Annotated in this window: 13 protein-coding genes; 11 read left to right on the top strand and 2 right to left on the bottom strand. The window is 54.8% G+C overall.

Features of this window, described 5'->3' with window-relative positions:
* Positions 1-17: 17 nt before the first annotated feature.
* The 4 genes from EQM14_RS09505 to groL all read left to right on the top strand — a co-directional run bounded on the left by EQM14_RS09505 (position 18) and on the right by groL (position 3,442).
* A complete protein-coding gene (locus EQM14_RS09505; RefSeq protein WP_128742707.1) occupies positions 18-428 on the top strand; it encodes a DUF6483 family protein in 411 nt (136 codons plus the stop codon).
* Positions 428-1,354, top strand: coding sequence for a diacylglycerol/lipid kinase family protein (locus EQM14_RS09500; protein ID WP_128742706.1), 927 nt, complete (start codon positions 428-430; stop codon positions 1,352-1,354). Before EQM14_RS09505 ends, EQM14_RS09500 begins: the two co-directional genes overlap by 1 nt.
* A gap of 121 nt (positions 1,355-1,475) precedes the next feature.
* A complete protein-coding gene (locus EQM14_RS09495; RefSeq protein WP_128742705.1) occupies positions 1,476-1,760 on the top strand; it encodes a co-chaperone GroES in 285 nt (94 codons plus the stop codon).
* A gap of 50 nt (positions 1,761-1,810) precedes the next feature.
* Positions 1,811-3,442: a chaperonin GroEL gene (gene groL / locus EQM14_RS09490; protein ID WP_128742704.1), complete on the top strand. Its 1,632-nt coding sequence runs from the start codon at positions 1,811-1,813 to the stop codon at positions 3,440-3,442.
* Positions 3,443-3,934: 492 nt separating this feature from the next.
* Here groL and EQM14_RS09485 read toward each other — a convergent pair whose 3' ends face one another.
* Positions 3,935-5,620, bottom strand: a complete 1,686-nt coding sequence (locus EQM14_RS09485; RefSeq protein ID WP_164919027.1) for a M3 family oligoendopeptidase — start codon at positions 5,618-5,620, stop codon at positions 3,935-3,937.
* 242 nt (positions 5,621-5,862) lie between these two features.
* Between EQM14_RS09485 and EQM14_RS09480 the strand changes: the two genes are divergently transcribed.
* The 7 genes from EQM14_RS09480 (at position 5,863) to tnpA (ending at position 14,202) form a co-directional block, all read left to right on the top strand.
* Positions 5,863-6,147, top strand: coding sequence for a hypothetical protein (locus EQM14_RS09480; RefSeq protein ID WP_128742702.1), 285 nt, complete (start codon positions 5,863-5,865; stop codon positions 6,145-6,147).
* A gap of 117 nt (positions 6,148-6,264) precedes the next feature.
* Entirely contained in the window at positions 6,265-7,800 is a 1,536-nt protein-coding gene (locus tag EQM14_RS09475; RefSeq protein ID WP_128742701.1) for a DUF3794 and LysM peptidoglycan-binding domain-containing protein, read from the top strand.
* Positions 7,801-7,854: 54 nt separating this feature from the next.
* Complete coding sequence (spoIVA, locus tag EQM14_RS09470) at positions 7,855-9,339, top strand: stage IV sporulation protein A (protein ID WP_128742700.1); 1,485 nt, start codon at positions 7,855-7,857, stop codon at positions 9,337-9,339.
* Positions 9,340-9,595: 256 nt separating this feature from the next.
* The gene (locus tag EQM14_RS09465) at positions 9,596-11,080 is read left to right on the top strand and encodes an aldehyde dehydrogenase family protein (RefSeq protein ID WP_128742699.1); all 1,485 of its coding nucleotides are present in this window, start codon (positions 9,596-9,598) and stop codon (positions 11,078-11,080) included.
* A 224-nt stretch (positions 11,081-11,304) separates the two neighbouring features.
* Positions 11,305-12,153, top strand: coding sequence for a sulfide/dihydroorotate dehydrogenase-like FAD/NAD-binding protein (locus EQM14_RS09460; RefSeq protein ID WP_128742698.1), 849 nt, complete (start codon positions 11,305-11,307; stop codon positions 12,151-12,153).
* The gene (gene gltA / locus EQM14_RS09455; RefSeq protein WP_128742697.1) at positions 12,146-13,537 is read left to right on the top strand and encodes an NADPH-dependent glutamate synthase; all 1,392 of its coding nucleotides are present in this window, start codon (positions 12,146-12,148) and stop codon (positions 13,535-13,537) included. Before EQM14_RS09460 ends, gltA begins: the two co-directional genes overlap by 8 nt.
* Positions 13,538-13,731: 194 nt before the next feature.
* Complete coding sequence (tnpA, locus tag EQM14_RS09450; RefSeq protein WP_128742696.1) at positions 13,732-14,202, top strand: IS200/IS605 family transposase; 471 nt, start codon at positions 13,732-13,734, stop codon at positions 14,200-14,202.
* A gap of 211 nt (positions 14,203-14,413) precedes the next feature.
* On the opposite strand, the gene EQM14_RS09445 is transcribed toward tnpA, so the two are convergent.
* Positions 14,414-15,697 (bottom strand): MFS transporter, encoded by a 1,284-nt coding sequence (locus EQM14_RS09445; protein WP_128742695.1) that lies wholly within the window; start codon positions 15,695-15,697, stop codon positions 14,414-14,416.
* Positions 15,698-15,929: the final 232 nt, after the last annotated feature.

Here is a 15,929-nt window from a genome sequence, read left to right as displayed (position 1 = left end):
TGCGTGAGGCGCCGGAAATGGGGGAGCAAGAGTTGTTTCAGGATGACTGGGTGATGAGGCAGATCGAGAGCATCGTCAATTTTCTCACGGTAGCCGTGCTGAATAAAAAAACTCCGGAGTTTGAAATTTCGGAAGCAGAGAAGAAAGATTCGGCATACCGGCTGCATCAGACGCTGGTGAAGCTGATTCGGGAAAATCAGATCAACGAAGCGGAAAATCTGCTGTTCGAACGGATGGATTCACGCGACCGGCGGTATCTGGAGATGGCCGTCGACTTCTATTCGAGGCTGAACGCGCTCGACGACGACACGCTGGAGCGCTGCGGCTTTTCACGCGGGGAGATCGGCGACGGCCTGAAAGAAGCCGCCGGCCGGTTCGGGATTCCGCTGTCCGACCTGTTTCAGTCGGCGCCGGGGGAGGAACCCTGATGCGCTATGTCCTGATCGTCAATCCCGCCGCGGGCAAACAGAACGCGGCTGAGACCGTCCTTCCGGCGGTCCGGCGCTTTTTTATGGCGCAGGAACTGAATCCCGCCTGTTACCTGACGCGGGAGCCGGGAGAGGCGATCCGGCTGACCGAAAGGGAAGCGGAAAAAGGGGACCCGGTCAGAATTTACGCCTTTGGCGGAGACGGGACGCTCGGTGAAATCGCCCAGGGCGCCGCGGGGAAAAAGAATGTGGAGATCGGAATTTTTCCCTGCGGGTCCGGCAATGATTATATTAAAATTTTCGGCGCGATGGAAGATTTCCTCTCCCCCGAACGGCAGCTTGCGGGGGTTTCGCGGCCAGTCGACCTGATCCGCACGGGGCTTGGGCTCTCGATCAACCTGTGCTCCGTGGGCATGGACGCGATGGTGGCTTTGTATATGGAGCGCATCAAGCGCCTTCCGCTTGTCAGCGGTCCCGCCGCTTACGATCTGGCGCTTCTGAGGGTCCTCCTCGGCCGGATCGGGGACAACCTGCGCGTCAGGATCGACGATTCCGAAACCTTTGAAGGGTGCTTCGTTTTCGCCCTGGCCGCCAGCGGGCAGTACTACGGAGGGGGATACCGGGGCGCGCCGCAGGCGGTCCCGGACGACGGCCTGCTGGACTTTATCCTGATCCGGAAGCCGCCGCTTTATCAGATCCCGAGGCTTGTCGGCCTGTACAAGGCGGGGCGGCATATCGGGGCGAAGGAATTCGAAGAAATCCTGACCTTCCGCCGCGGGAAAAAAATGGAGATCGTCGCGGAGAAACCCGTCGCTTCCAACCGGGACGGAGACGTCGCTTTGATCAAGGCCGCCCGTTTCCAAATTCTTCCCGGAGCCGCACGGTTTATCGTTCCGGAGAATGGGACGGAAGGAATTTGTAAATAATTTGTGAAATCCTGCTTTTTCTCAAAAAACCTCTTGATTTTTAGTGGGGAAGCAGATAAAATAATCTTAGCACTCAAGGTTAATGAGTGCTAAATGCAATAATGATTAAGGAGGACATATTATGACTGTAAAACCTTTGTTGGACAGAGTGCTCATTAAAATGGAAGAAGCGGAGGAAACCACGAAGAGCGGCATTATCCTGGCCGGCTCCGCGAAAGAAAAGCCTCAGATCGCTGACGTCGTCGAGGTCGGCCCGGGCGGACTGGTGGACGGCAAGGAGGTCACCATGTACGTGAAAAAGGGCGACCGTGTCATCTGCAGCAAATACGCCGGGACGGAAGTCAAGCTGGACGGTACGGACTATACTCTGGTCCGCCAGAACGATATTCTCGCGGTCGTGGAATGAAAAAACTGCCCATGCCTTAACAAATATTAAAATTTGGAGGAATCAGATTTATGGCAAAACAGATTATCTACGGCGAGGAAGCCAGAAAAGCGCTGCTGAACGGCGTAAATCAGCTTGCCGATACGGTTAAGATTACCCTTGGCCCCAAGGGCCGCAATGTTGTTCTCGACAAAAAGTTCGGCGCTCCGCTCATCACCAACGACGGCGTGACGATCGCGAAGGAAATCGAACTGGACGACGCGTTTGAAAACATGGGCGCGCAGCTTGTCAAGGAAGTTGCCACCAAGACAAACGACGTGGCCGGCGACGGCACCACGACCGCCACTTTGCTCGCGCAGGCGCTGATCCGCGAAGGCATGAAGAACGTCACGGCGGGTGCGAACCCGATGGCGATCCGCAACGGCATCCAGGACGCCGTCGATGTCGCGGTGGATGCGCTGAAGAAGAACTCCAAGAAAGTTTCCGGCCCGGACGACATTGCGCGCGTTGCGGCGATTTCCGCATCAAGTGAGTTTATCGGCAAACTGATTTCCGAAGCGATGGCGAAGGTCACTTCCGACGGCGTCATCACCGTTGAGGAATCCAAAACGGCGGAGACTTACTCCGAGGTTGTGGAAGGCATGATGTTCGACCGCGGCTATGTCACCCCTTACATGGTAACGGACACCGAGAAAATGGAAGCGGTCATTGACGACGCTTACCTTCTGATCACGGACAAGAAGGTCTCCAACGTGCAGGAGATCCTGCCGCTTCTCGAGAAGATCGTCCAGTCCGGCAAGAAGCTGGTCATCATCGCTGAGGACATCGAGGGCGAGGCTCTTTCCACCCTGATCCTCAACAAGCTGCGCGGAACCTTTACCTGCGTCGGCGTGAAAGCCCCGGGCTTCGGCGACAGGAGAAAAGAAATGCTGCAGGATATCGCCATCCTGACCGGCGGCCAGGTGATTTCCTCCGACCTCGGGCTGGAGCTCAAGGATGCCACGATGGATCAGCTCGGACGCGCGCGCCAGGTCAAAGTGGACAAGGAGAACACCATCATTGTCGACGGTGCGGGCGACAAGAAGAAGATCTCCGACCGCGTCGGCCAGATCCGCTCCCAGATCGAAAAGACGACCTCCGATTATGACAAGGAGAAACTTCAGGAGCGCCTCGCGAAGCTCTCCGGCGGCGTAGCCGTCATCAAGGTCGGCGCAGCGACCGAGATCGAAATGAAGGAAAAGAAAATGCGCGTCGAGGACGCCCTGGCCGCGACCAAGGCCGCGGTGGAAGAGGGAATCGTCGCCGGCGGCGGCGTCGCCCTTCTGAACACGATCACGGATGTCAAGAACTTTGTCGAGAAGTCCGAAGGCGACGAAAAGACCGGCGCGAAGATCGTTCTCCGCGCTCTGGAAGAGCCGGTCCGCCAGATCGCTGCCAACGCGGGTCTGGAAGGCTCCGTCATCATCAACGACATTCTGAAAACCGGCAAGGCCGGCTACGGCTACAACTTTGAGAGCGACAAGTACGGCGACATGATCGGCTTCGGCGTTGTGGACCCGACCAAGGTCACCCGCTCCGCGCTGCAGAACGCGGCTTCCGTCGCGGCCATGGTGCTGACCACGGAATCCCTCGTCGCTGACAAGAAAGAACCCACTCCTCCTGCGGCTCCCGCTCCGGACGCCGGCATGGGCGGAATGTATTAATCCAGCACAATACGCACACAAAGGGGAGAACGGACGCGCCGGACGCGTCCGTTCTCCCCTTCTATGAGTCCATCTTTTCACAAACTTATCAAAGGCATGCCTGCGGGAGGACGATCTTTGGGGGATCTCCCCCGCAGCGCGCCGATGATAAGGCAGCAAAAAAGAGCGCGGTTACGGAATTCCATTCCCATAACACAGCGCCCCGACGGACAAGTGCAACAAACAGAATACTTGCCTCTGTACAAAATCGGCAGTTGGAAGTATAATAAGGTTGCATTGCGCGGATATTCCGTTGCGTATGGAGGGCCTTTCTCCGTATGCAGGGAGCAGGGTGTGCTAGCACCTTGCTCCTGCTTTGCACTTTTTATTTGTGCCTTATAAAATCTATTATAACGCTTTTCCATCTTTTTGCAAGACCCGTTTCCGATTTTTCCCAATGGAAAGCCGCCGCGCTCCTGAATGGGAGAGCGGCGGCTTTCGCTGCTTTGAGGTCTATTTGGAGTGTTTGCGGAACCATTTCAGCATCTGATCGCTCAGGGCGCGGACGCAGCCTTCCTCCATCGGGTACGCAAGCCCCGCGGATTTGACCAGCTCCTCGTAGGTCCTGCTTCCGCCGGCTTCCACAAAGGCGAGATAGCGGGAAAAAGCGCCGTCCCAGTCTTTTTCCGAATCGATCCAGAACTCCAGCGCCGCCGTCTGCGCGAGGCAGTAGTCGATATAGTACAATGGGAACGAGTAGATATGGTGCTGGCGCTGGTAGCCTCCGCCGTCCTCGAAGAACGGAAGATGATCGAAATCGATCCACGGGCGGTATTTTGCTTCCAGCTCCTTCCAGACCTGTTTCCGTTCCTTCGGCGTGAGGTCCGGCTGCTCGTACATGGCGGTCTGGAACTCGTCCACAAGGCAGCCATAAGGGATGAAACCGATGGCTTTCTCCAACTGATACAGGTGGAATTTTTCCGTATCCTCCCCGAAAAACAGCGGGTCCCAGCGGCGGGAGAAAAGCTCCATCGACATGGAGTGGGTTTCCGCGGCGTCCATCGTCGGCGTCCTCAGCTCCAGCAGCGGAAGCCTGCGGGCCTGATAGCTGGCAAAGGCATGGCCTGCCTCGTGGGTCAGGACGTCCACGTCGCCGGCCGTCCCGTTGAAGTTGGAAAAGATGAACGGGGATCCGAAATCCGGGATTTCCGTGCAGTAGCCGCCGCCGGCCTTCCCCTTTTTGCTGTCAAGGTCAAACAGCTCGTTTTCCACCATGAAATCAAAAAATTCTCCGGTCAGAGGGCTCATTTCGCGGTACATTTTCTGCGCCTGGCTCACCAGGGTTTGCCGGCCGCCCTTCGGCGCGGGGTTTCCGTCCGGGAAAAGATTGTTGTCGTCGTAGAATTTCAGATCGGGCAGGCCGAGGCGTTCGGCCTGTCCCTTTTTGATTTCGGCGATTACCGGGACGAGGTCCTCCGCCACCTGGTCGCGGAACTTTTTCACTTCGTCCGGACCGTAGCAGTTGCGGCCCAGGCGGTCGTAACCGAGGCGGACGTAATTGTCGTACCCGAGAAGCTTCGCCTGGGCGGTCCGGTTTTGGACGAGCTCCGAGTAGATCTGGTCCAGCCGCGCGGAATTCGCAAGGAAGAACCCGGCGGTTTTTTCCCACGCCTCTTTCCGGGCCGGCCGGTCCTGCGAAACCTGGTATTTCTGGATTTCCGAAAGGTTCAGGGTCTCTCCGCGGAATTCGATCTTCGCGGAGGCGAGGAGCTTTTCATATTCCGTCACCAGCGCGTTTTCCTTTTTCTTCAGCTCTATGACGGCGGGAGAGAAAGACCGGAGAGAGATTTCAAGATTCCGGAAGAACAGGCTCCCGGTTTTTTGCTCCAGCTCTTTCCTGAATTTGGACGCCGCGACGGCTTTGTAAAAGCTCTGTACGGATTCCTCAAAAACGGGGTTGTTTGAGTCGAAGAAGGCCATTTCCTCCTCGTAGAACGGGTCTGCGGTGTCGATGCTGTTGCGGATGGAGGCGATGGTTCCCATCGACTGAAAACGGCTCAGAAGCGCCTCGTGCCGAAGAATGAGATCATATTGTTCGGCCGCGCCGGAACAGGCAGGGAATTTCGCCGTGATCTCGCGATAGCTTTGCTGTATGGCCCTGAGATCGGGACGCTGATATTCCATCTCGGAAAATTTCATACTATCTCTCCTTTTCGTTGCATCTTCGCCTGAAACGGTCCGGATTCGTATTTCCATTATAATACAATAAACGGAAAAACGGAAGCACGCGGCTTTTGCCGTTTTGGATCAACCGGCGGATTCCGCAGGCCGTGCCAAAGTCATGAAACGGAAAAACGGCCATATAATGGTGATAAACGAATCAATACCGCTCAGCCCCAAATTCAAAGGGCTGTGACCGGAACTCTGAGGAGAAGATGAATATGAATGAATTTTTTTCCTGGTCAACTCTGGTGACTTTTACCGGATGCTCCGCGGCGACGGGAATCATCACGCAGTTTTTGAAAAATACGTTTCAGAGGCTGCCGACGCAGTGGCTGAGCTATTTCATCGCCCTCGTCATCCTTTACGCGGCCACCTATTTTACCGGCGGGCTCACAGTGCCGACCGCCGCGGCGATCCCGCTGAATTCGGTCCTGGTCGCGCTTGCGTCCAACGGTGCTTACAGCGCGGTGCTGAGGGTCAAGAACGGCAAACCGTCCAGATGAAGCCGGGGAAGGTCCGCCCGGCGCCTTCCCGGCCGCCGATTTTTTCCATTTCCGTGGCATAAATAAGACAAAACCGGAATAACAATTACGTAGAAATAAAAAAAGGAGAGGGCCTTTATGGATTATATGCTTGACCGCGAGGCGATGGCAGTCGGCGAAGTCGTCTTCGACGGATGCCAGGAGCAGCCTGTCGATCTCAACATCAGTCTGCCGGATTACTGCCCGGATATACAGCGTATTTTAAAATGCCAGATCTACCCGAGAATCGGGTCACGGTCGATCTCCGGCGACCGTCTGATGCTGGAGGGAGGCTTTACCGTAAAGGTCTTTTATCTCGACCCGGACGGAGCGCGTATCCGCTTCTGTGACAGCACCGACACATTCTCAACGGAAATCGCCCTGAAACAGGCGGTTGAAAACGCGGAGATTTACGCCTTTCCGCGCGTGGAATATATCAACTGCCGCGCGACAAGCCCGCGGCGTCTGGACATCCACGGCGCCTTTTCCGTCTGCGCGAAGGTCGTGGTTCAGGGCCGTTCCGAGGTCGTCGGGAATATTGTCGGCTCCGATATCGAGCAGCAGAAGACCGCAATGAAGGTCAACAACCTGGCCGGTTTCTGCCAGCAGCAGTTCAGCGTGGACGAAATTCTGGAGCTGGGGGGAGGAAAGCCGCCCGCGGACAATATCATGCGTTCCGACGCCTTTGCCGTTCTTCAGGATTTCAAGATCACGGCGGGAAAGCTGATGGTCAAGGGCGAGGTGTGCGTTAAATTCCTTTATGATACGACGGAAGAGAACAGTATGCCGGAAGCGATGGAGTTCACGATTCCGTTTACGCAGATGCTCGACTGCGCCGGGGTCACGGAGGATTGCCTCTGCGACGTGAAGCTAGAGGTGATCGGCGTGGAAGCGCAGGTTAAAAACGATTATTCCGGCGACAAGACGTTCTTCGATACGCAGGTCCGCCTGTTTGCCAGCGCTGCCGCTTATCGGGGGGCCGAAGTGACGGCGGTCAGCGACGCCTATTCCAGGGATTACGACCTGAAGATCGAATCCAAGCCGAAAACGATGGATAACCTGACGGAGCTGGTCGGAGACACCACGGTACAGAAAAATACTTTGTCTGTGGAAGACGGAACGGTATCGAAGGTGATCGACGTCTGGAATGAAATGAGCACTGCGTCCGCCGAGACAAAAGGCGGTCAGATCACGTTCAAGGGGAAATTCAGCCTCTGCGTTCTGGCTCTGAACGAGGAAAACAAGCCGTTTTATTTCGAGCGCCTGCTCGATTTTGAATATACCCGCGCCTGCAACAGTTCCGGCGATAACCTGAAATGCGAAGCCCAGGTGGGAGTCGGCGGAATCAGTTTCCGGATCATGGGCAGCGGGGTCGAAGCGAAAACCGAACTGCGCCTCACGGCGGAAATCTACAGCCGGCAAACCTTTCAGGCGATTACGACGGTCACGGCGGACGAAGAAAAACCCGTCGCCCGCGACAATTCCGCGGCGCTCTGCATTTACTATGCGGAAGCCGGAGAGAACATCTGGAATATTGCCCGGGATTACCGCACCTCGGTGGACACCATCAAAAAGGAAAACGGCATGACCGGCGACGTGATGGAAAGCAGGGGAATGTTGCTGATTCCCATGTAGAAAGCGGTTAACCGGCACCGGAATGAATTCATCTCAGCCTGAGGGGGAGGTAAAATGGAAGAACACAGCAGCAATATCTACAAAGATATTTCGGAGCGAACCAACGGCGATATTTACATAGGGGTTGTCGGACCGGTCAGAACCGGCAAGTCCACTTTTATCAAGCGCTTCATGGACACCATCGTGATCCCGAACATGGATACCGACTACAAGCGCGACCGGGCGGTTGACGAAATGCCGCAGTCGGCGGCAGGGCGGACCATCATGACCACGGAGCCGAAATTTGTCCCGGAGCAGGCCGTGACCGTCCGCATCGACCAGACGGCGACCTTCGCCGTGCGAATGATCGACTGCGTCGGCTATATCGTCCCCAGCGCGCTGGGGTATATTGAGGACGACAACCCGCGCATGGTCCGGACCCCGTGGTACAACGACCCGATCCCGTTCAACATGGCCGCGGAGATCGGCACCAAAAAGGTGATCACAGAGCATTCGACCATCGGCCTGGTCGTCACCACCGACGGCAGCATCAGCGACATCCCCCGCGAGGAATACGAGGAAGCGGAGGAGCGCGTCGTCGACGAGCTGAAAAAGATCGACAAACCGTTCATCGTTCTGCTGAACTGCGTCGATCCGGAGACAAACGAAGCCGCCGCCCTGTCGGGGCAGCTTCAGAAAAAATACGGCGTGCCGGTACTGCCCGTCAACTGCCTGAGGATGGAAGAGAAGGAAATCCGGACGATCCTCGCGAAGATCCTGTTTGAGTTCCCGGTCCGCGAAATCCGCATCGACATGCCGAAATGGCTTTCCGGCCTGGAAAAAGACCATTGGCTCCGCAGCGCCGTTTACTCCGCCATTCAGTCGGCCGCCTCGAAGGTCGGCAGGATCCGCGAAGTGGAGAACATCATCGGGGAAGTCGGGCAGTGCGAGTATGTCGATTCGGCGAAGACAAAATCCATCGAGCTCGGCTGCGGACACGCGCGGATCGGCCTTTCGCTGCTGCCGGATCTGTTCTACAAGGTGCTCGGGGAAAAGACCGGGCTGGAGATCAGCGACGAAGGCAGCCTGATGGACCAGGTGCTCAAGATGGCGGAAATGAAGAAGGAATACGACCGCATCCGGGACGCCTACCGGGATGTGCAGGAGAACGGCTACGGGATCGTCATGCCCACCATCGACGAACTCAGCCTGGAAGAGCCCGAAATCATCCGGCAGGGCGGAAAATATGGAATCCGCCTGAAGGCGGCGGCGCCATCCATCCATATGATGAAGACGCGCATCACGACGGAGATCACGCCGATCGTCGGCTCCGAGCAGCAGTCCCAGGAGCTGGTGGAGTATATCCTCAAGGAGTTTGAATCCAATCCTTCCCAGATCTGGGAGTCCAATATTTTCGGGAAAAGCCTGCATGAGCTGGTCAACGAAGGGCTTCACAACAAGCTGACCCGGATGCCGGAAGACGCGCGCGACAAGGTTCGGGAAACCATTGAGCGGATCATCAACGAAGGCTGCAATGGATTGATCTGTATTATTCTTTAAGAAATCCTGATTCAGGCCCGGCACAGGTTTCGGCCATGTGTCCGGGCCTTGCCCGTTTGCACATCATTGAACGATAGAACGATGCAGATTTGTTAAAAAAGACGAAAAATTTGTCTGAAAATTGACAAAGTTCGAAAAACAATTAACAAACACATACAAAAATGATTGTTAAATTAACTACTTTATTATATATTATTTACAAATCCGATCGAAGGCCTTATACTAAGAACAGAAAACATGAAAGGAGTCTGTTCAAATGGAAAAATTTGCAGCTGATCGGTACGGGCTGTATCTGGATGGAAAGTGGGTCGAATCCGATGAAGGAGGGACCTTCCAGTCCGTTTGCCCTGCAAATGGGGAAGTTCTTTCCACCTGCGCGGAAGCCAGCAGAAAAGATGTTGACAAAGCGGTGGATGCGGCGTGGGCTGCCTGGGACGGCTGGAAAAAAACAACCGCGTCGGAGCGCGCAGACTTATTGATGAAGATTGCGGATGTCATCGATCAAAATAAAGAACGCCTCGCCACGATCGAAACGCTGGACAACGGCAAGCCGCTCCGCGAGACCATGGGGATCGACGTTCCGATGTCCGCGGACCATTTCCGCTATTTTGCCGCCTGTATCCGGGCGGAAGAGGGGTCGGCATCCATGCTGGACAACAATACGCTCAGCATGATCCTCCGGGAGCCGATCGGCGTGGTCGGCCAGATCATTCCGTGGAATTTCCCGTTCCTGATGGCGGCGTGGAAACTTGCGCCGGCGCTTGCCGCGGGGGACTGCGTCGTTTTGAAACCGTCCAGCCAGACCTCGCTGAGCGTTTTGGAACTGATGAAGCTGATCGACGGAATCCTGCCGAACGGCGTCGTAAATGTCATTACGGGCAGAGGTTCCAAGTCAGGAAATTACATGTTGGAACATAAGGGGTTCCGCAAGCTCGCCTTTACCGGCTCGACGGAAGTCGGCCTGAGCATCGCCAGAGCCGCCGCGGATAAACTGATTCCTTCGACCCTGGAGCTCGGCGGAAAATCGGCGAACATTTTCTTCTCGGACTGCGATTGGGATATGGCGATGGACGGTCTCCAGCTCGGCATTCTGTTTAACCAGGGCCAGGTCTGCTGCGCGGGATCCCGCGTGTTTGTCCAGGAGGACATCTACGACCGTTTCGTAGATGAGGCAGCCAAGGCATTCGGCCGCGTCAAAGTCGGCCTGCCGTGGGAATCGGGCGTACAGATGGGCTCTTTGATTGACGCGGCCCAGATGAAGAAGGTCCTTTCCTATGTGGAAATCGGGCAGAAAGAGGGCGCCACGGTCGCCTGCGGCGGAAAGCGGATCACGGAAAACGGTCTGGACAAAGGCTATTTCATGCAGCCGACCCTGCTGGCCAATGTTGATAACAAGATGCGCGTGGCGCAGGAGGAGATTTTCGGCCCTGTCGCCGTCGTCATCAAGTTCAAGACGGAAGAGGATGCCGTGCGCATGGCGAACGACAGTGTCTATGGGTTGGGCGGCGCCGTCTGGACCCGCGATATCAACCGCGCGGTCCGCGTTGCCCGCGCGGTGGAAACCGGGCGCATGTGGGTGAATACCTACAATTCCATTCCGGCCGGCGCACCGTTCGGCGGTTACAAACAATCCGGCATCGGCCGCGAGACACATAAAGTGATTCTGGACCATTACAGCCAACTGAAAAATATTATGATCAACCTTTCTGAAAGCCCGTCCGGATTTTACCCCAAGGCGTGATGTTTGCCCGGACGTTTGGATGATGCGGAAATTGAGGCGGGCGTGCTGCGCCCGTCTTTTTCCATTGTCACGGTAAAATCCGATGGCGTTTTGTCAGCGTTTGTGCATCCCCAATGCCCGATATGCTTTAAAACAGTTTAGGGTAAACTTTCTATTGCAAAAACAGGAAGATTATGCAATAATAGTTTGTGTAAAATTTATCAATCACAGTGGGAGTGAAACTAATGTTTTCTGTTATAGAAAAAAGAAAACTCAACGACTCCATGACCTTAATGGTGGTTGACGCGCCTTTTATCGCAAAAAAGGCAAAAGCGGGTCAGTTTATTATTCTGCGGGTCAATGAGTTCGGTGAAAGAATTCCGCTGACCATTGCGGACTATGACCGGGAAAAGGGAACAGTCACCATTATCTACCAGATCGTGGGGAAGACAACCATGCTGCTCGACCAGCTGAACGTCGGCGACGGGATTCTCGATTTCATCGGGCCGCTCGGCAAAGCCTCCGAACTGGAGGGTTACCACAGAGCGGCTGTGATCGGCGGAGGCGCGGGCTGCGCGATCGCGTATCCGCAGTCCAAGGCGCTGCACCAGATGGGCGCAAAGGTGGATATGATCGCCGGTTTCCGCAGCAGGGACATCATCATCCTTGAAGATGAAATGCGCGCGGCGAGCGACAGCCTGACCGTCATGACGGACGACGGTTCCAATGGAAACAAAGGGTTCGTCACCGACGCGCTGAAAAAGAACATCGAAAAGGGAGCAAATTACGACCTTGTGGTCGCCATCGGGCCGTTGGTCATGATGCGCGCCGTTTGCAACCTGACGAAAGAATACGGGATCAAGACGATCGTCAGCATGAATCCGATCATGATTGACGGGACCGGAATGTGCGGCGGCTGCCGCCTGACCGTTGGCGGGAAGACCAGATTCGCCTGTGTGGATGGCCCGGATTTCGACGGCCACGAAGTGGACTTTGACGAGACGATCAAGCGTTCCCGCACTTATGCGGAGATGGAAAAGCAAGCGGCCCATGACTTCAAATGCCATTTGATGGAGAGTGTGGAAAATGCCTAATATGAATCCGAAAAAGACGCCGATTCCCGAACAGGAGCCCGGCGTCCGCAGCAAGAACTTCGAAGAGGTTTCCCTCGGCTATACGGAAGCAATGGCGAAGGAAGAGGCTGAGCGCTGCCTGCATTGCAAGAATCAGCCCTGTGTTTCGGGGTGCCCGGTCGGTGTCCATATTCCCGATTTTATCCGCAGCGTTGCCGAGGGGGACATGGAGGGCGCTTATCAGACCATTAAGCTGACCAATTCGCTGCCCGCCGTCTGCGGCCGCGTCTGCCCTCAGGAAAATCAGTGCGAGCAAAAATGCGTTCGCGGAATCAAGGGCGAACCGGTCGGAATCGGCCGGCTGGAGCGTTTCGCGGCGGATTGGCATATGAAAAACGGCAAAGATGAAGAATTTCATGTGGAGAAAAACGGACGCAAGGTCGCGGTGATCGGGGCCGGGCCGGCCGGCCTGACCTGTGCGGGCGATCTTGCCGCCATGGGATATTCCGTCACGGTATTTGAGGCCCTGCATGCCGCCGGCGGCGTGCTGATGTACGGGATCCCCCAGTTCCGTCTGCCGAAGGAAATCGTGCAGAAGGAAATTGACGCCCTGAAACAGAAGGGGGTCGAAATCCAGACCGATATGGTGATCGGAAAGGTCCTTTCGGTCGACGAGTTGTTTGAAATGGGCTATGAGGCCATCTTTGTGGGAACGGGAGCGGGTCTGCCCAGCTTCATGAACATCCCGGGCGAAAGCCTGATCGGGGTGTACTCCGCAAATGAATTTTTGACCCGCATCAACCTGATGAAGGCATACAAACCGGAGTACGATACGCCCATGATCGAGCCGAAGCGCGTGGCGGTCGTCGGCGGCGGCAATGTCGCGATGGACGCCGCGAGAACCTCTCTTCGCCTTGGCGCCGAAAAAGTCTATATTGTTTATCGCCGCGCGGAAGAGCAGATGCCGGCCCGCCGCGAGGAAGTACATCACGCCAAAGAAGAGGGAGTCGAATTCAATCTGCTTTGCAACCCTGTGGCGATCCATGGCGACGAGGGCGGCAAGGTGGAGTCCATTGAATGTATCAGAATGGAACTGGGCGAACCGGACGCTTCCGGCCGCCGCAAACCGATCCCGATTGAAGGTTCCAACTTCAAACTTCCGGTCGACTGCGTTGTGATGGCGATCGGGAATTCCCCCAATCCCCTGATCCGCTCGACAACGGAGGGCCTGGAAGCCAATCGGCACGGCTGCATTGTCGTCGATGAGAAAACCATGCAAACTTCCCGCGAGGGGGTTTATGCCGCGGGCGATGCCGTCAGCGGCGCGGCCACGGTGATCCTCGCCATGGGCGGCGGAAAGGACGCGGCCCGCTCCATCGATCAGTACATCCGTTCAAAACATTGATGCAAGCAAAATATTTGGGCTTTTCAATTTGCGGCAGCCGGATAACTCCGGCTGCCGCAAATTTGTTGCAGCTTCAGCGCAAAGAACCACCAGCTTTGCTGGTGGGATAAGAATCTTTAGATACAAGAAAATCTCCTTTTGTTAGAATAGATGCAGGTTTGCCAACCGCATTACCAACAAAAGGAGATTTTGTCATGAAAGACATACAAAGTTTATCACATTCAAAGTGGAGATGCCAGTATCATATTGTATTTGCTCCAAAATATCGCAGAAGAGAAATATATGGGCAGATAAAAGCAGATATAGGCAAGATTTTAAGGAAGCTGTGTGAGCAGAAGGGAGTGGAAATCCTCGAAGCTGAGGCGTGTCCAGACCACATTCACATGCCGGTAAGCATTCCGCCGAATCTCAGTGTGGCACAATTCATGGGCTATCTCAAAGGAAAGAACAGCCTGATGATATTCGATAGGCATGCAAATTTGAAGTATAAGTATGGAACGCGACATTTTTGGTGCCGTGGCTATTTTGTAGACACAGTGGGTCGTAACAAGAAAGCAATTGAAGAATATATCAAAAATCAATTGCAGGAAGATATTGCCTCAGATCAAATAAGTTTCAAAGAGTATATTGACCCGTTTACGGGTAGCAAGGAATCAAAGGCATAAAAGAAGGCCGCTTTAGCGGCGGCCTGTAAAAGTAATGCGGTTGGTAACCTATTTCAGTGCGTCTTGAGACGCGCGCCAGTACTATGCCCTTTCAGGGCTTGTGCATACCACGCGTTCAACGCGTGGTTTTGATTTTGACGATCAAATAAAAAAAACCGGCGCCAGATCGGCACCGGTGGATTTTACAGTCCATTTGAAATACAGATGCTGATTACAATGGGCTCTGTGCTTCATTTTTCACTTTAACGGCCCGGAACCAGGAAACGATTTCCCGACGTTCAACCGCTGAGATGACGAAGAGGAGCGCAAGCGTAGTGATTCCGCAGAACAGAAACCCCGAATCTCCCGGAACCCGGTCCATCACGAGTCCGGACAGAAAATTCCCAACCGGAGTGGAACCGAGGTTCAGAAAGGAATAAACGCTCATGACGCGGCCCCGGTATTCGTCGGAAGAATTGATCTGGAAAATGGAATTGCCCGTGTTGATAAAGAGAAGATTGAAAAAGCCGGTCAGAACCAGCATAATGGCGCAGAACGCATACCATCCGGTCGCAATGGTGAACAGCTGGGCGACGGCGGTTCCCACTCCGCTGATCAGCAAAAGACAATTGACGACGCCGTTTTTGCTGAGGTAGGCCATGATCACCGCCGCGATAAACGCGCCGATGCCGACCATGCTGAGAAGAAAGGAATACCCGGTCGCGCCCCGGTTAAGCACCGCTTCGGCGTACACGGGGATGATGACGTCCGTATTCATCGCAAACGTGCATACGGCGGCCATCATCAGGACATTTGTGACCAGAGTGCGGTTCTTTCCGATGTAGCGGATGCCGTCCGCCACCTGCGGGAGCATGCTGCTGTGCGCGGATACGGATACGGTGCCCGAGACATGAATCATCAGGATGCCGAGAATCACCGGCAGATAACTGACGGCGTTAATAAAGAAGCAGAATACGGTGCCGTACCGCGCCATGATGATCCCGGATATGGCCGGCCCGACAATTTTCGCCAGATTCACAATGGTTGAATTCAGCGAAATTGCGTTGGTGAGGTCTTCCCTTCCGACAAGATCGATAAAAAAGGACTGCCTTGCGGGCATATCCAGTGTTTGTGTCAGGCCAAACAGAAAGCTCAGTGCAAGAATGTGCCAGTACTGGATGATCCCCCAATAAGTCAGCATTGTCATAACGATTGCCTGAAAAAGAAATAGCAATTGCGTCAGGACAAGCAGTTTCTTTTTGGAGAAGCGGTCTACCACAACTCCGGCGAACAGAGAAAAGAGCAGGAGAGGCATAAACTGCGCCACGCCGAGCAGCCCGACTTTCATGGGAGATTTCGTCACCGTATACACCAGCCAGGTTTGGGCTGTCCTCTGCATCCAGGTTCCGGTCAGCGAGATGCACTGCCCGAACCAGAACAGGCGAAAATTGCGGTATTGGAGGGAACGGAAAGTAGTTTTAAGCAGATCTTGTTGTTTTTTGAACAGTGCGATCATTCTTTCTCCTAGGTTATATATGTAAAATTAAAACGGTTTTTCCATCGGGCCGGATCAACAGATTTCCGGTTCGTTTGGGCCGCACGAAAAGTTATAAATAGATTATGAAAATATTATCCTCTGATTAAGCCGGTCTGTCAAGCGGCAAAGGATATCCCGCGGGAATAATAGAAAGTTTCTTAGAGGCCTTGCCAAAAAACAAGCCGGCCAATGCGCTACCATTAGCCGACCG

It is taken from the genome of Caproiciproducens sp. NJN-50 (assembly GCF_004103755.1).
Classification (GTDB): Bacteria; Bacillota; Clostridia; order Oscillospirales; family Acutalibacteraceae; genus Caproicibacter.
The sequence above is the reverse complement of the archived record's forward strand: the minus strand, read 5'-3'. Positions and strand labels throughout refer to the sequence as shown.